Annotated in this window: 6 protein-coding genes and 1 tRNA gene; 6 read left to right on the top strand and 1 reads right to left on the bottom strand. The window is 37.3% G+C overall.

Annotation, left to right across the window (positions count from 1 at the left end):
• Positions 1–17 precede the first annotated feature (17 nt).
• From BALOs_RS13185 to BALOs_RS13160, 6 genes are all read left to right on the top strand, one after another.
• Positions 18–1,781 carry an ABC transporter substrate-binding protein gene (locus BALOs_RS13185; protein ID WP_120405432.1) on the top strand — a complete coding sequence of 588 codons (1,764 nt, stop codon included), beginning with the start codon at positions 18–20 and terminating at the stop codon, positions 1,779–1,781.
• A gap of 131 nt (positions 1,782–1,912) precedes the next feature.
• Positions 1,913–2,854 (top strand): ABC transporter permease, encoded by a 942-nt coding sequence (locus BALOs_RS13180; RefSeq protein WP_114705667.1) that lies wholly within the window; start codon positions 1,913–1,915, stop codon positions 2,852–2,854.
• An 8-nt stretch (positions 2,855–2,862) separates the two neighbouring features.
• A complete protein-coding gene (locus BALOs_RS13175; RefSeq protein ID WP_120405431.1) occupies positions 2,863–3,735 on the top strand; it encodes an ABC transporter permease in 873 nt (290 codons plus the stop codon).
• Between the two features lie 102 nt (positions 3,736–3,837).
• Positions 3,838–4,656, top strand: coding sequence for a hypothetical protein (locus BALOs_RS13170; RefSeq protein WP_120405430.1), 819 nt, complete (start codon positions 3,838–3,840; stop codon positions 4,654–4,656).
• Positions 4,653–6,959 (top strand): hypothetical protein, encoded by a 2,307-nt coding sequence (locus tag BALOs_RS13165; protein ID WP_120405429.1) that lies wholly within the window; start codon positions 4,653–4,655, stop codon positions 6,957–6,959. The genes BALOs_RS13170 and BALOs_RS13165 overlap by 4 nt, the downstream gene beginning before the upstream one ends.
• Before the next feature lie 81 nt (positions 6,960–7,040).
• Positions 7,041–7,124 (top strand) — tRNA-Leu (locus BALOs_RS13160).
• A 602-nt stretch (positions 7,125–7,726) separates the two neighbouring features.
• On the opposite strand, the gene BALOs_RS13150 is transcribed toward BALOs_RS13160, so the two are convergent.
• Entirely contained in the window at positions 7,727–25,756 is an 18,030-nt protein-coding gene (locus tag BALOs_RS13150) for a LamG domain-containing protein (RefSeq protein WP_120405427.1), read from the bottom strand.
• Positions 25,757–25,858: the final 102 nt, after the last annotated feature.

Here is a 25,858-nt window from a genome sequence, read left to right as displayed (position 1 = left end):
CGAACAAAGGAAGGTTTATGAAATCAAGGAATCTTGTTTCATTTTTACTCATGAGTTTACTTGCAGTAACAATCTCATGTACGAAAAAAGTTGACCTAAACGAAAAGGTCTTAAATTTAGCGGTTACATCTGAAATTAAAGGGATGGATCCGATTTATTCAAATGACAAATATTCATCTAATGAAGTTGGTCGTGTTTATGAAGGTCTACTAGAGTATCACTACTTAAAAAGACCATACACATTAGTTCCAAACTTAGCAGAATCTTTACCAGAAGTTTCTGAAGACGGACTAACTTATACTTTCAAAATTAAAAAAGGTGTTTTATTCCACGATGATAAAGCTTTTGAAGGTGGTAAAGGTCGTGAGCTAGTTGCTGAAGACTTTGTTTACTCAATCAAAAGACTTGCTGATCCAAAGCTACAGGGTCTTGGATGGTGGCTACTATCAGGTAAGATCAAAGGGCTAGATGCTTGGCGTGATAAGAATGCTGAAAAAGATAAAGTTGATTATTCTGAAGAAGTAGAAGGTCTAAGAGCTTTAGATAAGTATACTCTTCAATTTAAACTTACGAAGCAATTCCCACAATTCCTATACTCACTTGCAATGCCATTTACATTTGCAGTTGCAAAAGAAGTTGTTGATCACTACGGGAAAGAATTCCTTAACCACCCAGTTGGTACAGGACCTTTCATGCTTGGTGAATTCAAGCAAACAGCTAAGAAGTTTAGCTACACAAGAAATCCAAAGTTTAGAAAGAAGCTTTTCCCATCTGAAGCAAGTGACGAATTTAAGCACATGCTAAAGTATGCTGGTAAACCAGTTCCTTTCGTTGATCGTATTGAAATTAATGTTGTTAAAGAAGATCAGCCACGTTGGCTAAACTTCCTTAAGGGTAGAGTTGATTATATTGGTATCCCAAAGGATAACTTTGAAGCGGCCGTTACTCCAGGTAAAGGTCTAGATAAGCAATTTGAAGAGAAGGGTGTTGAGCTTTCAATCTCACCATCTCTAGATGTTACTTATACAGCATTCAATCACGATCTGAAGTTACTTCAAAATCGTGACCTAAGAAGAGCACTTGCTCTTGCATATGATGTAAAAGAATTTAATAAGCTTTTCTATAATGGTACTGCTCTTCCTGCGCAGTCAGTTGTTCCTCCGGGAATTGCTGGTTATATGCCAGATTACGTAAGTCCTTATAGAAACCGTGACCTTGCAAAGGCAAAAGAACTTCTAGCAAAAGCAGGTTACCCAGATGGTAAAGGTCTTCCAGAAATTACTTATGACTGCCCATCTTCATCGACTTCACGTCAGATTGGTGAGCTATTTAAAAAGCAAATGGCAGAAATTGGTGTAAATATCAAAGTTGTACAAAACTCATGGCCAGAGCTTCAAAAGAAGATCACTAAGCGTCAGGTTATGCTTTATGGAATTGCATGGGGTGCAGATTATCCAGATGCTGAAAACTTCCTACAACTTCTATATGGACCAAATAAGTCTCCAGGAGCAAATGGTTCAGGATATGATAATCCAGAGTTCAATAAGCTATTTGCAAAAGCTTCAATTATGCAAGATTCTCCAGAGAGAACTGCTATCTATGAAGAGCTTAATAAAATGGCAGCTGAAGAAGTTCCATGGATTTACGGTGTTCACCGTCAGTCATACCTGATCAAGCACAGTTGGCTAAGAAACTACATGACAACTGACTTTGAAGCAGGTCAGGCTCAATACCTAGATGTGGATCTAGATCAAAAGAAGAAAATGCAAGATAAGCTATAATTTTTTATAGTACATATGGCGCTGGAGTTATCTCCAGCGCTTATTTAATTGGGAAAGGGTCTTTCTCTTTTAAATAAGCGAAAAGCTAATCGTTTAAATATGAATGCTGTTAGAGCTAAGGAGCTGTTTTTGTGAATACTTGGTCATACATTATAAGAAGACTACTTTACACGATCCCTATTATTCTAGGTGTGTGTTTAATTATCTTCGCTATCTTTAACTTATCTGGATACGATCCAGCACAACTTTTATTAGGTAAGCACGCATCAGCAAAACAAATTGCTGAAGTAAGACATGAACTTGGACTTGATCGTCCATTAGTAGAACAGTACTTAGATATCGTTAAGTCTGCTTTTACTTTCGACTTTGGTCGTTCATGGGCAACAAAGCAACAGATTATTGAAATGATTAAGGAAGGTGCTATTCCTTCATTAACATTAACTCTTCCTGCTTTCTTAATTTCAACAACACTATCAATACTTCTTGCTATTGTTGTTTCATTCTTTAGAGGAAAGGCCATTGACCGCGCACTTGTTATTATCAGTGTATCGTTAATGAGTATTCCATCTCTTGCGTATATTCTTTTCTTTCAAAAGTTCTTTGCGTATGAAATGGGTTGGTTTGAAATTTCCGGTTATGAGCACGGATTCCCGTACTTTGTACCATATATTATTTTACCAGTTATCATTATGGTTGTTCTTAACTTAGGTCCAGATCTTCGTTACTTTAGAACAGTAATTCTTGATGATATTTACCAGGACTATGTACGTACAGCACGTGCCAAAGGTCTAAGCGAGAAAGCTGTTCTTTTAAAACACGTTTTAAAGAACTCATTAATTCCAATTATCACATATGTAATTATTCAAATTCCTTTCCTTATTTTAGGAACCCTGCTTCTTGAGAGTTTCTTCTCAATTCCAGGGCTTGGTGGTCTAACTGTAAAAGCTGTTTTTGATAATGACTTCCCAGTTATTAAGGCGATGACGATTTTATCTGCTATGGGTTATATCATCTTCACAGTTATTACAGATATTCTTTATACAGTTGTTGATCCAAGAGTAAGGTTAAAGTAGGAGTTGTCATGTCAGTAAATCATTCAAGTGAATCAAAATCATTATGGGGACATGCTTGGACTGAGCTTAGAAGAGATAAAGCTGCAGTTTTTAGTATGATCGTTATTGGTGGATACGTACTTCTTGCCGTATTAACTTTCTTTGGAGTTATTGCAGGTGAATGGTCAAAAGAAATCGGTGCTTCATATTCAGCTCCTTCATTGGACGCTCTATTTGGTACTGATATTTTTGGTCGAAGTGTTGTTTATAAAACTTTAAAAGGTGCAGAGATGGCCATTGGTATTGGTTTCTCTACTGCTACTATCTCAACTGTGATTGGTGTAACACTAGGTCTTACGGCCGGTTACTTTGGTGGAAAAGTCGATGAATTTATCGTTTGGTTTTATACATCAATGGCATCAATTCCATATATCATGCTTCTTTTTGCTGTGACGATGGTTCTTGGAAAAGGAACTTCTTCACTTTTCTTAGCTCTAGGTATCACTTCTTGGGTTGGACTTTGCCGACTTGTTCGTGGTGAAGTTATGAGACACAAAGAAAGAGAATACGTTCAAGCAGCTGCGGCACTTGGTGCTGGAAATACAAGAAGAATGTTTAAGCACATCCTTCCAAATATCTTTCACATCGTAATCATTCAATTCTCTCTGAGATTTCAACAAGCTATTAAGTCAGAAGTAATCCTTTCTTATTTAGGTCTTGGTGTTCAAGGTCAACCTTCTTGGGGAACAATGATTGATGATTCTAAGCTTGAACTAGCTCGTGGAGTTTGGTGGCAATTAACTGCTGCAACAGTTGCAATGTTCGTTCTAGTACTTGCTCTGAACCTTCTAGGGGACGCTTTAAGAGACTCTCTAGATCCAAAACTAAAGGGTAAAGCGTAGTTATTTACTCGGTTAAAATTACCTAAGATTTTCGCGAATATATCCGATAATTATTGTTAAGAGGCCCATCTTTGGGCCTTTTATTTTAGTGACTTGGATGTAATGAGAGAAATCAAACAAACCTCAATTCATATAAAAGACTCACCTTTGTTAAGAGGCGAGTTATTCTGGTGTCGACCTAGTGGCCGTAGGCTTTGTATTGGTCACGCTGGAGAGTTTGCTAATCTTGAATTAATTGAAAAATTATCATCAACTAATGACCAATTTATCCAAGAAGTTTTAATTGATGAAGAAAGAGTCTCTCAAGTTATCGATCATTTCAATGAATTAAAATCTACAAATCTTGAAGATGTAAAAATGCGTTATCGAAACCTCGTTCTTGTGGACTTCTATCGCGTTTTAAAAGGTGAGCAAAAGAGCTCTACTTTAGATTTCTTATTTATCTGCTATGAAGTTTTCAATGATCTGGTAATCGATGAAAAAGATATCGAAGATGAGTTTATTAGAACTAATGCAATGACATTAAAGAAAGCACAAGTTTCGGCCAGTATTGTTATTTATATGGCCTTAGTTAGTGGCTATTGTGACTTCAATTTTTTAAAAGAAGTTTATAATACAATTATCTTAACCTACTATTCTTATGTTTCTCGTTATGATCATATCGTTGATGAATACAGTCGTTCTGATAAAAATATAGTTCACCAAGAATATTTAAAAGGACTATCATCAAGGTTCTTTGAGCTAGATTACGGCCTATCAGATGATATTAGTTCAATTTGGTCTCAAGTACATCACAAAGTATTTAAATTGGATTTAGAATTTAATGCAAGTGATCTGGAGAGTATTTTCAAGTCCATTCTAAAAACAGTTAAAGAATATCGTTATATTGATGAAATTATGACTCAGGAGAGCTCGCGATGAGCTTTCAAATCGATATTCACACATTCTTAACTGATGATGTTTTCAATAAACTTAAAGAAGTGGTTTCTGAAGATATAAATTTGATCAAAGTTGGAACTGTTGATGAATTAGCGGATAAGCTTAACGTTATAACAAACGAATTCAGCACAACTGTCGATGCACAGGCAAAAGTCTTATTTGTAAGTAATGATGTAAGCACAAAGCGAGCTTCTATAAGTCCTGAGGCAATAATTAATGCAAAAGAAAATGTCATTTTAGAAATTGAGCAATTCTTTGGTGTTATGCACACTCCAAAACAAAGAGTGCTAAAAAGCTTTCAATCGGCAAAGCAATATAAAATCACGTCTTGTTTTAGTATTGGATATTATTCAGACCTTATAAATTTGAAGCTACATGAAAAGTCTTTTGAAGTAGAAAATTATACAAATATGCTTCAATCTACCTTAAGTGAATTAGTCCTAGTCAAGCAGGCTTGTCCTGTTGAGATTGATCTACTATTAAGTGACAATGAAGCGCTTTTCTATATTAATGCCTTTTCAGTTTATATTGATGATAATTTAATTGAAAAAATTAGTTCATTTATGTCGGACAAATGTTCATTCTTTGGCTTAAAAAGAAATGATAAGAAGGGACAGCTTCAAATTTGCTTTACTGTTGAGAAACAAAGAAGTTATCAAGCTTGTTTTGTATTCACTAAGTCTAATGAAATAAAACGTGATTCAGTTGCAACAGTTGATATTTCAGATGAAGAAAGTATTATTGATCATAAGAATTATCATGATCCTATCGTTAAGAAAGTTACAGTAAAGACTTTAAAAGATATTGTAGAATTCATGAAGAATCGAGAAGCTAGTGAAGAGAATTTCCTCGATGATCTTGATGCATTCCCTGATAAAGCAATCTTAAAAATTTTAAAAGATGATGAAATAGAATTTATAAAGAAAAGTGTTCTTAGTGACACTAATGTCGATCTCAAAGAGGCCATTACTTCTACAGTTAAAGAGTCATTTGATGATGCAAAAAAATTCAATGAAAAATTCTTTAATAGTATTGATCGAAATACTTTTAAAGACCTGGTAAAGCCTGAAAGCTGGCCTCTTGACGGAGAAAAGCTTAAGAATGAAATTGCGGACGAAGTTTTAGATAAGTCAGCTGTTAACTCATATGATGAATATGTTGAAAACGTAAAAGAGTATGTTAATGGTAAATATGATGTTCTCGATGAAGATTTCACTACAGTAAAAGATAATGCTGAGGGAAATATCGCTGAAGAGCTTATTAGAGTTAAAGGGCAAAATATAGAAGAATTTGTAAGAAGTTCTGAAACAGTTCAAATGAAGTCTAAAGTGGCCCGAATGAGTAGTCTATTCACCCAGATGAAGGATGAACTGGATAAAACTAAAGCTGAAGCTTTAGAGAATGGAAATAAAGAAGAAGAGAAAAAGGTAATATCGGGAACTACGCAACATCACAAAGAAGAGCTCCAAGTAGTTTCAGGAAGTAAGCCTGAAGAGAAATCTGATATCCAAGTAGTCAAAGATAACACACCTAAAGAAGAGACAACTGAAGATTTTACTGTTGTTAAGTCTCACGATGAAGCGGCCGAAAGTTCTAAAGATGATGTCCTTGTTATTAAAGGTGATGAAGACTTTGATGAGAAAGATGATGTCTTTGTTGTAAAAGCAGATGAACAAAAAGCAGATACAGGAAAGATGGAAGTTAAGAGTGCAAAAGATCTCAATGGAGAAGATCGCTGGATTCAAGACTTAGAATCAAAAGTGGATCAACTGACAAAAGAATTAGAGATTAAAAATGACTCGATAGAAGTTATGAGTCGAAAGGTTGATGAGGCACAGCAGCTTGCTGCGAGTGAAAAGAAGCAGTTGGCCAACCTTCAGCTTAAGTACAAAGAAGAGCTAGTTAAAGTTGAAAGTTTAGAAAAAGAATTAAAGAAATATAATGAAGATGAAGCTGGGGCCAAGGGTGAAAATCCTGCTGAGAAGCTAAAAGAGGCCCAGAATGAAGTTAAAAAATATAAGCAAAGACTTAAGTTTGCCCAATCTCAAATTCAAAACCTTGAAAAAGCTAAGAAAGCAGCTGCTAGTAAAGGAACTAACGATAAGAAGCTTAGTCATCTTGAGAAGATGCTAGATAAACAAAAACAGCTTAAATCTAAAGCAGATACTGAAGTTGCTAATTATAAACGCGATAATCATAAGCTCTCTCAAGAAAATAAAATCCTTTTAAATAAAATCAAAGAGTTAGAGATGAAGCTCGATAAGAAAAATAAATCAGCAGCATAATTTTTTCTTGCCAAATTATTACAAACCCTTTATAAATATTCTCACGCCTTACCAATGAAAGTTTTTTAAAACCGAATATGTGCCCAGATGGTGAAATTGGTAGACACGCTAGACTTAGGATCTAGTGCCTTTGGCGTGGAGGTTCAAGTCCTCTTCTGGGCACCATCTTTTTGCTTCCGTATCGGAGGCTTTTTTTTGCCTAAATTTACGATTAAAGACGAAAGGACTTGAACCTACGGTTCAACCTGCGTTCATTTCGGGCGCTAACGCTTCCTCATTCTCTTGGCAGACTCAGCTTCAAAATGCTTCGCATTTTGCCGCAGGTCAGTCTTCTGGGCACCATCTTTTTGGAGGCGGCATTTTCCAGGATGGAAAAATGACGACGAACAACGCCGACCGACCCGGATGGGAGGTCTGGTGATAGCTTCCGTATCGGAGGCTTTTTTTTTGCCTTTTTTCTTCTTTAGGTCCCAACTTTGTAAAAATAATTAATCGTATTACTTGTTTAAACGATCCTATGTTCCACTCTGCACGAAAACGTGCCATCGGGCACCTTTTCCCGCAGGCGGTCTGGGCACCATCTTTTTGGAGGCGGCATTTTCCAGGATGGAAAAATGACGACGAACAACGCCGACCGACCCGGATGGGAGGTCTGGTGACAGCTTCCGTATCGGAGGCTTTTTTTTTGCCTAAATTTACGATTAAAGACGAAAGGACTTGAACCTACGGTTCAACCTGCGTTCATTTCGGGCGCTAACGCTTCTGGATTATGGGGCATAGATGACATTAACTGGATATGGACCTTCAACAGTTGAAGTACCATCTCCTAAGTAGATATGGAGTGTGTCACTTGTTGCTGGGACATCTGTAGAGAAGATTCCTCTTAGCTCACTAGTACAATCATTTGTTAATGCACCAGCTGCTGGAGCACCTAGAGATGAATCTTGGATTAGGTATTTAGTATTTCCATTACAGTCTGATATTGTCATATAAGCAATTGGGTCAACAATGGTATTACTTGGGTTAGCAAGGCTTACTTGAGTTGTGGTTGGATTCTCAAGATTCGCTTGTCCTTGTTGATAAACATACTTTATCATTTCTTTAGTTAAAGGCTTTTTCCAAATACTCGTATTATCGATTGTACCAGTGAAGAAGTTAATACCGCCATCTTCAACACCACCAACTCTTAGTGGTACAGTTGTAATGTTCTTCATTGCTTCTGGCCCAATAACCTTGTAACTTTCTAGCTCACCATTAATATACATACGGATAACATTTCCACGTCTTGTTATGACAATATTTGTCCACGTTGTAAGTGGTATCTGCCCATTTGATGTTATTGTGTCAAAGCCGAGCATTGGGAAGGTGTCGGTAGCTGTTGTCGTCGCATGATATGAGAACTTAATATATTGATTATCTGTATATAATCTAAATTCTTGTTCATCTACATCGGCTTCATTCCACTTGTTGAGAATTGTTCCTTCATCGTCTGAGTCATCAACGAGGTTGATCCAAGTTGAAATTGTAAAGTCAGTACCTAGATTAATTTCATGATCAATAGTTTCGAAATAGTTCTCATTAGCATAGTCGAATGCTTCTCCTATCTGTGCAGACGGATTATATGTTGCTGAGCTTGGCGTTGAAGATGGAACATTGATTAAGTCCTTAGAGCCAATTGCTGCACTTAGGTTTGGAGCTGAGTAATTTGCAGACTCAAATCCCCAGAAAATATCTTCAAGTGGTGTTGCTTGAGGTTGCGAAGTATATAAAATTGGCATTTGAGACATTCCACGTCCATAAAGAGTCTCTATATCTAAAGCAGATAACTCTTGATTCCACATTGCTGTCTCATCTATACCACCAACAATACCAACGCCATTTGTTTCACGCTGACTTGCACCAATTCGAAGTGGAATAGGTGAGTTCACAAGATCGCCATTATCAATGGTCTCATTTCCAACGTTTACTGAGTTAATGTAGAAGTTTACATTCGTACCTGATCTCGTGATAGCGACATGGTTCCAATTACCAAATTCTATCTTACCAGTTGAACAGATCTTCTTGTATGAATCATTATTCCAAACTTGGGTACTGTTGACTGTTTGATACTCTAGGCATAGACGGCCATTGCTATCGATTAATTTACGATATGACTGTTCTGTAATTGTACTATTCCATTTATCATTAATGACACTGAAAGATGTCGGTTTTGCGATGTTTATCCAATTTGAGATTGTAAAGTTTGACGTGATATTAAAAGTATTTGATACATCCTCAAGGTATCTTGTACCGTTAAACTCTATCGTTTCTCCTTCGATATAACTACTTTCTAAAGATAGAACAACTGAAGGACTGAATACATCATCATTTATTTCTTCAAGAATAATATTGTTATTTAGGTTTTCGTTATTGTAGTTCAAATATAAGCCAGGCTTTGCAATCATTACTGGATTGTATGTCAGTGCAAAATCAGAGCTTGTTGTTACATTTCCTGCTTCATCCTTAAAATATACACTTATTGTATTTGCTCCACTTTCAAGAATTGGTGAGTGAAGTGCAGAGTTTATCGTAGAGCAATTCTTCCAATTTGGATTAATTGCACTTGGAGTAATGCCTGTTAAATTTATTAGAACACCAGCGATGTCACTACATGAGCCAATCGTAAATCGAGCATAAGAAAGATTCGTTGGTGATGCTGTTTCAAGTGTAATTGCTGGAATTGCTGGAGGAGTGAGATCACCAGTTACATGTGTAATATCAAAACTTGATGTATATGAACTAACAACAGATCCCGTTTTAAACCATATCTTAACAGTGTTTAGTGAATCCGAAGTAAGAGTAGGTGAAGTTAGTCCACCTGCTACATCGGTACATGCTACCCAGCCTGGAGTTCCATCAAGCGGATCACTGTCGAGGCTTGTTCCTACCCAAACATGAGTATAGTCTTGGCAGTCATTGAGCGTGATTGAAACTGTTGAATCATTTGTTGTATTACCAACACCATTAAATGCTATTGTAGGTGCCGCTGAAATAGGCTCATTGGCCAATCCTTTCTGATATAATTTATAAATTTGGTTGAAGTCGAGAGCATCGTACCATACAGCAAGTTCATCAATACTACCGTCAAATCCATATTCATCACTATGAGTATTATTATAAGTTCTCCACATATTTACATTTGAAACACCAGCTATGTGATTTGATCCTAATGTAATTGTTGTTGCATCATTAACATAGTAAGAATCGAAAATCTCAGCGCCTAATTTAAGTCGCTTTAGGTCACTTGTACTTTCAGCGTACACTCCTGTTTGTGTAGAGATAGCATTATTGACTAGAGTAATTTGTGTTGGGCCATCAACTGAAGCGACTTGACCAATCTCGTTACCAAAAGTGATATATGAGTTATTTGGGAATTGGGCCGAAGTAAAGTTTGTTCCAACTCCTGTAATAATATTTGATCCTGTCGTACTTGATACTGTTCCTGGGATAACCTTTCTAACATTCTCACCAGAGGTTCCTGAAACATGATTTGCATCGAGTATAAATGTCGTATTATCTGTAATGCTTGCAATAGTATGAACTTCTCCTGCAATGAGTACACTTTCTCCAACCGTTAAGTCTTGAGTGAAGCGAGTACCTGTACCTGTGACAACTGTAGTATTTGAAATGATATCAACACTTCCATGGATATAATTATAGAATTTATTCTCAAAATCAGAACCAATACCAGTGATAGTATTTGTTCCAGCTGCAACTGAGACATCTTCTGCCATAAGGTCAAGCCCGCTTAGACCTGACTCACCAATTCTTAAAGGTGTTGTAAGATTGTTGTTAACAATTTGAGCAGCTGTTCCAATTAAAGCGGCACCGTATTCACGGCCATTAATAAAGATAGCAAGCTTTCTTACATCTCTTTTAATCGCAAGATGGTGCCAGCCATTAATTCCACTAAAAGATGTTGTTTCAACTTTAATAGCTTGTTTGGTAATATCCGTTTCATAACCATTTCTTAGATAGAGTATATACTTTCCTGAACCAGTAGAAGTGTGTTTATATTCTAGTCTAAAAACTCTCTCTTCAAACTCTGATCCCCATTGATCAATAATAACACTCTTATCATCAGTGAAAATATTTGCGCTATCTGCATTCGGTTGCTTGATCCACATTGATAATGTGAACTCTGAAGTGAAGTCAATTGGTGCAACAGATTCCGATCGTAAGAATTGTCTTGCGCCAACGGTATTTATATCATCGCCTGCTAAAATATCTTCATAACGAGTGAATTGGAAAGCCTCACCTTCAATAGCATCAACACTCCCTGTCGTAACTGCATTTTTCACATTTAGAGATTCTGAATTTGTTACCCCACTTAAGCTATTTGAAGTAAGTTGTGTGTTATTAAAGTTCCAGTAAAAGTCAGGAACGGCAGGTTCAACATAGTTTAAAGGATATAGTTCTAGCTTTTCTTGATTACTTCCCTTGAAGAATAAGTAAGCAATTTGATCTTCTGTAAGAGGTGAGTCATAGATAACGACTTCATCTAGTCGACCTCTCGTTTCTAGTAATGATAGTTTCCCACTGTTGTGAAGTTTGAGATTATTTGTCTTAGTATAAAAAGATGAAATTAGTTTTCCATTAAAATATATTTTTAGTGAGTTGTTTTCTCTTCTAAAAGTTAAATGTGTCCACTGCGCAGGTATCAGTGATTGATTTGTTGTAAATGTTCCGATATCAGGTATGTGAATTTGAATTTGATTTAGTGATGTTCTCGAAATTCGTAGCTGCCCATACTCTAAAAGTTTATATTCAGATGTTGCTTGTGGTAAGTGCCACATAGAGATCGTAAAGTCTCTTTCCATATCGTATTCAAAAGTAAAAGTATTACTAATTGTCTCTGATGAGAGAGTTGACTCAACTGCATTCCCACCGATTGAAGATGAAACTTTAGGTATATCACTTGAGGCTACAATATGTAGGTTTCCTGCTAAATCTCTAAAGTGGTCAGCACTAATAGAATCTTCAGTGTTAAACGTATAATATGCCAGTGGATGAATTAAGTCTGGTGGAATATAGGTAACATTAAATGATGTTGATCCAGATATATCCCCTTCTTCATCTCTAAAGTAGACAGTAATATCGTTATCACCTCTTTCAAGTAGATGGGAAATTACATATCCTTCATCACGGGTACAATACTGCCAGCCAATATCGTCTTTACTTGGTGGTGCATCTGAACTGGAATTAACATAGATTGCATTAATGAGAATGCCGTTTGCTCCAGTACATGTTGGCATCGTAAAATGACTCCATGGTGAAGACGTCGTAGTAAGATTATCTGTGAGCTCTATTCCTGGGTCAGTTGGAGCAATACCATCAGCTAGTGTCGTAGGAAGAAGGTCTGATCCATATTCGTATAGATAGTATACTTCTTCTTCTGATAAAACATTGTGCCAAATCATGACATCATCAATAACGCCTTTAAAGAAAGAGTTTACTTCAGCTGTTTGTAGATATCCTGTTTCTGCACCAATATTCCAATAACTGAAATCATCATTAACAACTTCAATATAATTTCCATCAAAGAGCTGAGCGTATTTCTCGGCTACTTTTACACCATCAAGATATAGCTCTAGTTTTTGTTTGTTAAATGTTCCTACTATATGGTGAAGGCCTGTATTGTAGATACTAGTATCAAAATCTACAGTTAGAGTTTGAATGCTTCCTGTTGTTCCAGGGGATCTTGCCGTCACATAAAATTGTAAATTACCATTTTTAACTCTAAGTCCAATCCCTGATCCATCTGTGAGTGTTGCTTTTTGAATATTACCAGCGATGTGACGATGCTTTGTTTCACCTTTTACGAGATGGGCCCATGCCGATATTGATGTTGTATACATTGGGTTTGTATTTGCATCTGGTTTTATCTTAATAAATTCATCGATACCATTAAAGCTGAACCCTTCTTCGATTACAGCATTGTCTCCACTCGTTGCAGTTGATTCAGGTGGTGTTGTGGCATCAAGTGATCCATGTGCAGTACCAAAGTTATCATAAACTTGAGGATGTCCATAGGCGCCAGATGCTGCTGAATCCAGTGACCAGTGAACACTTGGCCTAGGTATGTCAGAAACATAGGTTGGCATTGTATATGTTTGATCATTTGCAGTTCCAGAAGCTGCGGAAACTTCACCAGTAAATGATCTTGCCCAAACCCTTGGCGTTACCGATCCAGTTGGTAGAGGCGAGCTTAATATACCACCTGCTATTGTGTTACACACTTGCCAATTTTCATCTGTATCACTTGGCTGTACTGTTGAGTCAGATACCAAGATCATATCGGTATCTGTACAATCATTCATTGTCAGACGAAGTCTTGAACCAAATGATTTATAACCTGGGTTATAAATAGAAGCTCTTGTATTTGCCGGAGTTACAATCGGTCTTAGTGGATCATAGTTTCTCGTATTATTATTTGCATAATTACTATAGAGATTTGTAATTTGAGATTGATTTAGAGCCTTACTCCAGATTGCAACGTCATCAATATTCATATTTGAATGTTTAGATATTTGTTCATCTGCTCCTGCTTTTGCGGCCATAACAAAAGGAACTTCTTCAACAGCATCATAAGTTACACTTTCAAAATCATTTAAGTCTTTCTCTCTTTTGAGTGTTCCGTTTTCATAATATCTTAGATAGCGTCCATCATATGTGTATAGAACATACACCCAAGATGAAGGGAATTGTGAAACAGGTAGATCAAGTACATAATTTCTATTACCGATATTAACTTTGAAATCAACAAATTTATTACTAGTTGCACATGATGGTTCATCGCATATTAGATACATCTCCATACCACCTGGTTGTGCACCAGTCATACTGAAGAAACGATCACCACTTCCTTCATCCGTTGGAATATTGTGATCCATCCAAAAACCGATAGTGAATTCATCTGTAACTTTTAGTTGTGGATCGTAATCAGTTTTTAAATATTGACGTTCACCATCAAAACTTAATCCATTTCCAACTTTTGCAGAGGCTATATTTTGAGCACCAAAATTATTGATGTTGATAGCGTTTGATGAGTCGTAGAAAATACTACCGATTTTTGTATTTTGATCGAGCGTCCAATAAGCAATTGGCTGAGGAAGAGGTGGGTCTGTGTATTCTACAACGATACTTTGAGGAGAGCTTATATTTCCTCTTGCATCTCTAAACCAAAAGTATACTGTATGTACACCTGGAGTGAGTGTCGGTGAATCGATTGCGCCATCTTTTGTACTACATTGTTGCCATCCACTTGATGTATTTGTTGGCCCTGGTTGAGCATCAACAGTGATATAGACACCAGTGATATCATTACAGTCATTTATTGAATAAACTGGATTTGGATTATCTGTTGGCCAATTTGTTCCAAACGTCGAGTTAACAACAGAAAGTGTTGGTGTTGTTGTAGGAGCTGTTGAATCATTTGGATAAACTTCATCTACATATCTCTTATAATGGTAGAAAATCTCTTCATCAGTTAGAGTCTGATTGAATACCATGAAGTCATCAAGAGCACCTTGGAAGTTTTCTGCTTGTGTATTGTCTCCTAGATAGAAACCACTTACAAAATCAAAGTCAACTTTACGTATCGTCGTAGTTGACCAGTTTTGATAGCCAGGATCTGCTTGAGCAACAAGATTAGCATCAATATATAAAGATAATTCTTGTCCATCGTATTTTACTGCCAGTTGATGCATTCCGGTTTGAATCAGCTCTAGAGGATATCTAATAATTCCATAAGGAACACTTCTAGTATAGCCAGATGGTTGAACGATATTTACTTCAAAAACAATATCGCCACTATCAAGATAAACACGTATGTCATCTTTTGAGTTTTTCTTTGTAATAATTTGTCTAGTAGCTGTATCAGTACTATCTAAATGCAACCATGTCATTAATGTAAAGTTATACAGATTTTCAAATCTAAAATTATTAGCAATATCTATATAATCATCAGTACCATCGAATATTACTTCGTTACCGTTACTACTTGTTGAGATTGTTGGGCTTCCATTTAGCTGAGCTGATACTTGTGAGGTATGATCAGTAAGTGTTGAACCGTTAATCGTGCCATTATCAAAAGATGCATGATAAATAGGCTTTACTAGATCGTAGTCTGAATATGTTGGAATCGGATCAATTTCTTTTGTACCAGCTAAAGTCGAAATATCACCAAGTGCATTCTTTGCATACACATCAACATAAGTTGTTCCAGTTGGAAGCTTTTCAGATAATATAGCACCAGGGTTAGTTACACAACGATGCCAGTCATCGCTGTCATCGGCCGGTGGTGGTGCTCCTTGATAAGTAATATATACCCAAGGAGTATTTGTACAATTTAAAATTGTCATCTTGGCGTAAGGGCCGAAATGACTATCGAAATATATATAAGCGTTATCAACATTTGAAGGTGCATTCATCGTCTCAACTTGTCTTGTCGATGACTGTCCTTTTGTATGTGCAGTTGCTACTTCTGTTGGTGATAAGTCATATCCCCAAACAGCAATTTCATCGACTTTCTCATTTAAAAAGTTTGTCGCAAGATTATTCTGATTAGATTCTGCACCAATTCTAAAATCAGTTGGAACATCGTAGCGAACGAAATCTCTTTCAGGTAGTACACCTGAAGTAGCAATTTCGACGCCATTTAAATACAACTTAACTTCCTGGTCATCAAAAATACCGATTACATGATTCCATCCTGTTGTAACACCGGCCATTGAACTCGCTAAATTAATTGTTCCTGCAATGTCTAGCTCGAGTGTGAATCGTATGTTCCCACCGCTTTGATAGAGTTTATAACCACCTCTGTTTGTTGCTGTTGAATAGACATGGCGGTCAATATAGACACGGTTTGTACTATCAGATTGTGTAAGATAGAACCATCCACCAACAGATAAGAAATTAACTGGTGTTAATAAGACAGTATCTTGAGTTGTTAGATAAGACTGGCTACCTGTAAGAGATAATGCTTCTCCTACTTTTCCTGTGGTATAAGTTGCTGTCGGGTTGTCGGCAGCATCTACGTTGACTTCGATAAGGTCGTGTACACCATGTTCAATAATATCAATGACAGTTCTATCAACGCTTGCAACACTTTCGATTGGCCAGTAAGCATTTGAATATGGAACTGTTGCAATTGGAGTATAATTTACAACTAGGTCAGAAGAAGAGCTTGTTACATTACCAGCTAGATCTTTAAACCATGTCGTTATAGTGTGACCACCTTCTGTTAGCTCTTCTAATCCAAATGAACCACGTCTTTCTCGACATACTTCCCAGCGATCATCTTGCTTGTCAGGTCTTGTCCCTTCATTAACTAGAACTCCTGAAATATCTGTACAATCGTTAACGGTGAAATATGCTTTATTAGAGAATAAATCTGGTCTAGTATTTTCTAGTGTTAAAGTAGGGTTCGGTGGTTCCGTTACATCAGTCTCGTAAAGAATATCTGCACCATTATGATATAAAGAAGACGCCTCTAGCCCTGTTAGAACTTGATCCCAAATAATGACTTCATCTATTTTATTTGCAAAGTTACTATCTTCGATATTGTATAAGTTACAATTTAAACCAGAGCGCGCATAGTAATGTGATTTACCATTTGTTGGCTCATCTCCAGTAGATGCTTTTGCCCCAACGAAAGTGTTTACACCTGTCTCGTAGACGATTGGCGATGGTGAAGCATTAGAGAAGGACTTGACAAAAATACCATCAAAATAAAGACTGGCCTTCTGTCCATCATAAGTACCAATTACTAAGTGCCATCCTGTTGTGTAGTTCTTTGTTTCAAGATATGGTTCTAAGAGCCCATCTGCTGTATGAACAGTAAATCGAAGCCCTTTGTCATCCTTGTTGGCCGCATCAACTTTTATTGACCAACCTTTGCCATTGAACTCATTTGAGATGATATGGTCATCAGAGTGTACACCATCACCAGTTAAGTAAACCCATGCTGCAACAGAGAGTGTGTCACTTGGCTTAAGCTTTGAGTTCTGAGGAGACTTAACGCGCAAGAATCGGTCATCGCCAAAAAGCATTGATTTATTTAGAACACCATCAGAATCGATTGTTACAGGTGCTAATGCTGGATTGTGTACCATTGTTCGAGGACATGTATCATTATCAAAATCAACATACTCTAATTCATAACCTTCATTTTTAAGCTTTAGGCCACTGATGCGATCTAAGGCTTCGTTTGAGGTACTGTTGTAGTGGGCTTCATCAAAAGTCCAGTGAACAACTGGTCTTGCAATAGGTTTATCGTATTTTGTAATAATTGGAACATACTCAAAAGTTTTTGAAATATTTCCGTAAATATCTTTTGTCCAAAACTTTGCATAATTGTCAGTTGGATCTAGTCTTTTTGAAAGTAGACCACCTGTTAAAGTATTACAAAGTTGCCAGTCCTCATCATTTTTGTCCGGAGGGAATTCGTTCTTTGTAACAATAATATAATCAAGTCCAGTACAGTCTGTGACTGTTAGGTTTGCTCTTGATACTAATGAGTTGTAGTAAATGATATTCAGGTTTACTGGAATTGATGGAGGAGTAACATCGTAATACGCTTTATCTCCTTTAGATTGTCTCTCGTATAATTCATTTATAACGGTATCACTTAAAGCAGCTCGATAAAAAGAAACTTCATCGATACTACCATCAAAGTAATTACCCGATGGGCCTGTTGATGTTGTAGGTGATGCTCCAATTAAGAATGAATTGCTTTGTGCATAATCAATATCAGCACTTCCCGCAATAACAGTATTAACTTCTTCTATTCCATTAATAAATAGTCTAATCGTTCCATTATTCCAAACACCCGTAACGTGAGTCCAATCTCCTGGAGTTAATGATGTCGTTGAGTAGGTAGCAACTTGAGGGCTACCTAAGGCTTGAACCTTAAATTCTACAACACCGTTATCAAGAGCAATCTCGTAACCGCCGTTGTTGTAGTTACCTGCAATTACTTGTCTTGAAGTTGGGAAAGAATCCACATTAAACCACGTTGATAGTGTTACTTCAGAAGCTGGCTCAAATGATACATCGTTTAAAACTTCAATATAATCACTCGTGCCGTTGAAATTCATTGCTTCATCGGCAACACCCGTTGACTCTATTGGCCCATAGTTTTCTCCATGATGAGCACTTGTTACGTCATAGATCACGCTTCCATCACGATTTGCTCGGTCTAGTGTGTAGTAAGAGTCAGGAGTAGGTATGGTTGCATCAAAGTTATATGTGATTGTTAAATCAGTTGAAGTGTCAGAAACATTTCCAGACTCATCCATAAACCATACACGTAGATCATTTGCACCAATTTCTAATAAGCTCGATTTAATTAGGTCATCTGTTGTTGAACATGTTTGCCAATTAGCAATTTCACCAGTTGGCTTGGTATCATCGAGTGCTACATAGACCTTAGCAATATCGCTACAGTTATCTACGTTGAGTCTTGCGACAGGAATTCCAATTGTGTAAAGATTATCACGTGGAGTAACTGGTACTGAAAGTGGAGGAACAGTATCTTGTCCTTCAAATAATTCAGTAATAGCTGCTGAAGTTAATGAGTAGTCCCAAACTAATACTTCATCGATTTTATTATCAAAATGCGTACCAAGAGCAGCACCATTATTACATGTTGCTCCTGCACCAATTACAAATGAACCTAGACAAGTGTATTGAATAGGTAGGACACTTCCGTGGTCAACACTTGCAACTTGTATACCGTCAATATATAGATTTGTGTTTTGTCCATCATAGACACCAACGATATTATGAAATCCTGTTGTGTAGGCCGAGGTTGCAATTGCAACTGATCTTGTTCCACCACTAGTTTCTACAAAGAATTTCAATTCGCTTGTACTGTTGTCAATTTCAATTGAGTAACCATGAGAAGAGATTCTATTTCCGGCCAGCACCTGCTGACGATTATCATTAGCAGTCAGTTGGGCCCAGATCGAAATGGTTACTTCATCTGCGACTTGAGAAAGTGCGGCATGTTTAGTCTCTAAGTAGGTATTACTTGCTTTTACAAATTGATAAGCTTCATTTTGGACTCCAGATACACTTGGTGTCGCACCATTATTTGTTGCATGGTAACCAGATCTGATCTCTTGAACTAGTGATCCATCAATATGATCATTATCCATAGTATAATGTAGGATACTTGGTTCATAATGATTTGTTGATGTTACAACTGTATCTACATAGTAAAAAGCATTAGTGATATTATTGTATTCATCTTTACCCCACACTTTTAATTCATGAGGACCTTGTGTTAGGTTCTTGTTAATTGCTGCACCAATAACTTCACGACATAGTTGCCAACGTGGTGTATCTACTGTTGGTGGGTGAGTCGTTTCATCGATATAGATGAATTTATTATCTCCACAAGTATCAATAGTTAATTTTGTGTTTTGTAATGTCTCACCATAGAAAGAAGCAGAAGCTATATCTGCTGGCTTAGTGGAATGTTGACTAACCTTAAATTGGTTGAATGTATCAATATAAAGATTTAAAATATTTTGTTCAGATAAATACTTATTCCAAATTGCTAGTTCATCTAATTGTCCATCGAAATTACTTGTTATAGTCGGCTGATCAGTACAATTAACATCCGTACCAACTGCAAGAATTGTAGGACATCCATATTGGAGATTTGCTGGAGAGCCTAAATCTGTCGTTGCCTGTAGTTGTCCATCAATATAAATATTGATAAATCGTCCATCAGAAGTACCAGCAATGTGATGCCAACCTGTTGTGTACGAAGAAGTAGCAATTGAGACCGATTGTCCACTAGCATAGAAACGCAGGTCTCCTCCATTTAATTTGAATCCATATCCACCAACACCTTCTTCTATATTTCCCATGATAACCTTGTTTCCAGTGTCACCACTTGTTAGGTTTGCCCACATTGAGACAGAAACAGCGGTCGTCGGTTTTAGAATAGGTGTATTTTTTGTTAATAGATAACTGTTGGTACCACTTAGCGAAACTGCTTCATCACTTCTACCGGCCGTACTTGTTACGCTGCCATTATTCCAATAGACAAGATGGTTATCACCTAGAGCGTCGATAATACGACCTTCTTTTTTGTGAACGTTATCCATTGTCCAATATGCTATAGCGTCTGGGTAAGCTCCCTGAGTTGGGTTAAAGATGAATGATACATCCCTTGGAGTTGAATTTATATTACCCGCAGCATCCTTAAACCATGCTGATATTGTATAAGATCCAATAAGGTCAACGTGATATGTCAGTGCACCAACTGCTTCACTACAGTCTTGCCAACCTGACTGATCCTTATCTGGTGCAACGTATGGAGAAGGGTATTCAGATGGCTTCAGATAAATTTGATCGACATCTGTACAGTCAACTACAGTCATTCCAACAGGTGCACTCGCAACTTCAGGTGCTCCTTCCACTATAATTTCAGGCCTTGGTGGTGGAGTTAAATCCCCATTTGCTTGAACTTCAACATCTTGAGTGAGAGAGGTTGTCGAAACATTTCCACTAGCATCTTTAAACCATGCATATAATGTATATACTCCATCTGGAGTAAGTGAAGCTGATTTTAAAAGCTCTGCTGAATTAGAGCATGTTAGCCAGTCTGGACTGTCTGCATCAGGGGCCGTTGAGCTCTTTGTTACGATCATGTCTGTAATCACATCATCAGGGTATTCTTTTGTAATACTTTGACCAGTTGCTCCCGCAGTGTGAGGGAAAACTAGTTCTAATGATGTATCATTAGTTATTGAAGCGACTTTTAATACCTCACTTCCAATATTTATATAGTCTCCAACGCTGATCTCACTTGTGAAAAGCGTTCCCGTACCAGTTACACTAGTTGTCGATGCCGTTATATCTACTGTCCCTGTCATTGCAACTGGAGGGTTTGGTTCACAAGTGTTTAAAGTAAAAATAGCACGAGATGCATTATCTAATAAAATTGGCGGAGAGCTAGCATCTCCATTGTTTAATGTCATTGCCAAAGGTACAGCTGCTCCATCTCCTCCAGAAACTGGAGGTGGTGTTGAATCAACAGCAGTATAACGAACAGTAAGTCTTTCATGCCACGGATCTAACGTATATCCATCATTAAAGTAGAACCATACATCAAGTGTGTGTATCCCTTCTGCTGGAATTATTGGTGAAGTGATAGCATTCATCGCAGTCGTACAGTCTTGGCCATCGCCAGTTGTAAAGTCTGCGACTGAAGGTGGAAGCTCCATTGTATCATCGAGCTTCACATATACTTTTGAAATATCAGTACAGCTATCAATTGATATAGCAGCTGTATTTGTGTCAAGATCAGTTCCATTTGCTAAGTAAGCACTAGGCGGTACAAAGTTTACGTTAACTTGAGAGTAACCTGTTAGAACATTACTACTTAAATCTTTATACCAGAAGTTTAGAGTTTGTTCTCCATCACTTGTTAGTGTATGTGTAATGGCCCCGGCCGATGTTGAACAAGTTTGCCATTGTGGATCACCTGGTGCTGGTTGTGTTCCTTGATTAATTAAAATTTCACTAATCCCATCACATGCTTCAAAAGTAAATGAAACATGAGGTCTGTTTATTACTGGAGACTCAACCCAGTTGATGACAGGATCATATCGAAGAGGCAGATCAATAGCATTTAGAGAGATGCTTGTGTCTTCATATTTAAGATATACTTTTAGTGTATGATCACCTGGAGTAAGTGTATAAGATTTAAGTCCACCAATCGCTGTTGTACAAGTTTGCCAATCAGGATCACTCGCAGCAGGTTGTCCGTCAACGTCTTTGAAAATAACCTCAGTTATTCCAGCTTCTGTACAGTAATCAATGGAAATATCTGCAATAGTTGTATTAATTGTTGGCCCATTTTCTACCGTTAATTGTGGTGGTGTAAAGAAAACTTGATGGGCAATAAATGAAGGTTGCACATTTTCTGCAACGTCTTTAATCCAAAATTGAAGATTATTTGCTCCAACATCGAGATCATCAAATGTCATCGAATAATTTACAGTATCGCAAGTTTGCCAACCTGAGTCTGCGGCAAGTGGTGGAGCTCCAAGTCCTTTTGTGATTTTCACATGAGTTACATCGTTACAATCACTTAAGTTGAAAAGACCAAGGGGTTGTCCTGTAACAACTGTTCCCACAACTTCTCTTGCACCAATTGTCGGAGGAGTTGTATCGACTTCAATTGAGTCTGTAGAACAAGCAGAAAGAGTTGAATTACCTGCGCTATCAAAAGCTAATACTTTTGCATAATAGATATTATCTGTGAGTCCATCAATTGTTACGGCATCAGAGTTAGTGCCACTTCCTGTTAATGGATGTATTGTTTCATTTAAAGTACAAGCTGCATCTGTATACGTATAGATTTGATGGTCAGCAATACTATTGAGGTCAGTAAAGGCTGTCCAGCTTACACTAATATCATTTCCATCATTATCATAGAGATCAGCAAATTGAAGATCGGCCGTATTATCTGTTGGATTAATAAGGTCAATTGTAATTGTATCTGTTGAACAAGCTGATTCTGTCGTATTTCCTGCAAGGTCAATTGCAACAATCTTTGCATAATAAACACCATCTGTAAGTCCATCAACAATCGTATTATTAGCAACTGTCGTATTTCCTGTTAGTCCATGGTCTACTTCATTTAAGCTACAAGCAGCATCTGTATAAGTTAAAATACGATGATCACTTAAATAAGTGTCAGTGAAACCCGTCCAAGTAAGATCTATGTTATTTCCTGTATTGTTGTAGTCATTTGTAAATTGGATATTGGCCGTGTTGTCAGTTGGTGGCGTCTTATCGATTACGATAGAGTCAGTAGAACAAGCAGATAATGTATCAAATCCCATGAGATCATGGGCCCTAACTCTTGCGTAGTAAATACCTTCGGCAAGCCCTGTTATATTATTTGCAGATGCTGCTGTGGAGCTTGTTAGTCCGTGATTAACTTCACCTAGAGAACAAGATGAGTCGGTATATGTATAAACTTCATGATCACTTAATGTTAAATCAGAGAACGCAGTCCAAGTAACGGCAATATTATTTCCAGTATTTTCATGAGCAAGAGTAAATTGGATATTTGCTGTGTTATCTTGCGGCGGTGTTGAGTCAACAATGATCGAGTCAGTTGAACAAGCTGATAATGTTGTATTTCCTGCGCTATCTATTGCGCGAACTCTTGCAAAATAAGTTCCGTCGGCAAGGCCATCAATAGAAGTTGAATCAGTTAAAGCGTTACTTCCTATATAAGGATGAGTTACTGTACCTAATGTACAAGAAGAGTTTGTGTAAGTTAGAACTTGATAATCAGCTATTCCATTTGTGTCTGTAAATGCGGTCCATGATACATTTAGATCATTACCATCAATATCATGAGTATCTGCAAAGATGAGGTTTGCTGTGTTGTCAGTAGGGGCGGTTGTATCAATGGTAATTGCATCAGTAGAACAAGCACTTGTTGTTTCATTACCAGCTAAATCATAGGCAACTACTTTTATGTAGTAAGTACCATCGCTTAATCCATCAATGATTGCAGCATTGGTGCTCGTTGCACTACCAGTTAGGCCGTGATCGACTTCATTTAAAGTACATGCAGAGTCTGTGTAAGTATAAATTCTGTGATCACTTAAATATGTATCAGAAAAGTCTGTCCAAGACACATTAACGTTGTCACCGGTATTATTGTAATCGTTTGTAAATTGAACATCAGCAGTATTGTCAACAGGAGCTGTTTTATCAATTACGATTGAATCTGTAGAACATGCTGATAGAGTATCAAAGCCCATGGCATCATAAGCTCTTACTCTAGCGTAATATGTACCTTCGGCCAGTCCAGTTATGATGCTAGATGAAGTCGTCGTTGAGCCTGTTAACCCGTGATCAACCATGCCTAAAGTACAACTTGAATCAGTGTAGGTATAAAGTCGATGATCACTTAGAGTTAAGTCTGTAAAAGCTGTCCATGAAACAGCAATATTATTTCCTGTATTTTCATGTGTTGCACTAAATTGGACACTGGCCGTGTTATCTAGTGGTGGAGTTGAATCAACTATAATTGAATCTGTTGAACATGCAGACTTAGTACTATTTGAACCTGGGTCAAATGCTTCAACAATTGCCCAGTATTGGCCATCGGAAAGAGAAGTAATATTTGTGGCATTGGAATTTGTACCACTTGAAGTTGCTCCATGATCAGTTTCACCAAGCGTACAAGTATTATTTGTGTATGTATAAAGTTTGTGGTCGACAAGACCATCTGGGTCTGAAAATGCTGTCCAAGTAACAGCAATACTATTTCCATCAATATCAGTAGCTGCACTAAATTGTAAATCTGCTCCATTATCAATAGGTGAGTCTTTGTCGACTCTTATGGTATCTGTAGAACAGTTTGAAGTTGTTTCACTTCCTATTCCATCAATTGCTGTAACAGTTGCCCAGTAGTCTCCTGTATTTAATCCGTCCACAGCAGCACTGTCAGAATTAGTACTACTTCCAGTAAGAAATGTACCTACTGATGTTGAACATGTTGAGTCACTAAAGATTTCAATACGATGATTTGTAAGTGTTAAGTCACTGAATGCTGTCCATGAAATAGAAAGATCATCACCGTCATTATCTAATGTGTCGATAAATTGTAAGTCCGCTCCATTATCAACAGGTGCAGTTGCATCGACAAAAACACTATCGAGTGAACAAGAGGATGAGCCTTCAAGTCCCACATGATCGATTGCTATGACCTTTGCCCAGTATTGTCCATCCACAAGGCCATCAACATTCGTATTATCGGTTATTGCGGCACTAGAAGTCGTATAGCTATTATAGAGATTTAATGGGTTACAGGTATTATCAGTATATAATTCAATGCGATGATCGACGACTTGTTGATCAGTAAAAAGGCTCCATTGAACAGGGATATTATCACCAACAATTTCAACATCATTATCAAAAGTAAAACCAGTTCCAGTGTTATCAATAGGAGCAGTATTATCGTATGTAATATCTATTGTTGTGTTAGCACTTGAAATAAAATTCAATGGAGTAACACTATCTGCATCTACATCTTCTGTTTTTGTCCATAGATAGTAAGTATTAAGTCCTTCACTTGGAAAGTTGTTTTGTAAATAACCACTTGAGAGAGCGGTTTCACAGCTTACCCAAGCATCACCGACACTAGGAGTGGTTCCTGTCGTATTGGCAAAGACATACTTTGTTTGAGTTGGAGGCTCAAAATAGACAGCATCACCTGAACAGGCATTCAGTGAGCAACTATCAATATTTAAGGTTGTAGGCTGATCTTTTGTCAGTGTACCTAGAGATGAAGTTAAGTTTGGGATAGTTGGGTCAGTATCTAAGTTAATTGAAAAGTTTGGTCCACTAGTTCCGAGCTCTTTTTCAAAGACGTTACCTGCTTCATCTCTAGCAATGATTTTAAAAGCAGGGGCAGGGTGATTCTTATTAGGAACACAGAATTTTATTTGATTGCTACTACCTGTAACAGTTGTAACTTCAGAATAATTAGTTGTATTAAAATCTGGTGTGTAGAGAATCTTGGCACTTGCTACACCAGAGTTATCATCAGTTAGTGTGTAGTTTAGTGTAAAATCATTATTACCGTTCATCGGGCCGGCAGTGGTAACAAAGTCAATTTCAGGTGGAACTTTATCGTACTCAGTGATTGAGTTAATATCGATGCGGCCTTTTAAGGGATCTGAACACCCAGTAAAAAGGAATATAATCACAAGTGAATATATTGATAAATTAAATAAACTTATTCTACTAACTCCATGATATTAGTTTCATTTGTTAACGTTTAACGCGCTATCCCGTTAAGTTAGTTTAAA

Origin of the sequence: Halobacteriovorax sp. BALOs_7, assembly GCF_003612895.1 — a bacterium.
GTDB classification, from domain to species: Bacteria; Bdellovibrionota; Bacteriovoracia; order Bacteriovoracales; family Bacteriovoracaceae; genus Halobacteriovorax_A; species Halobacteriovorax_A vibrionivorans.
Note: the sequence above shows the minus strand (reverse complement) of the source record. Positions and strands in the feature narration are given on the sequence as shown.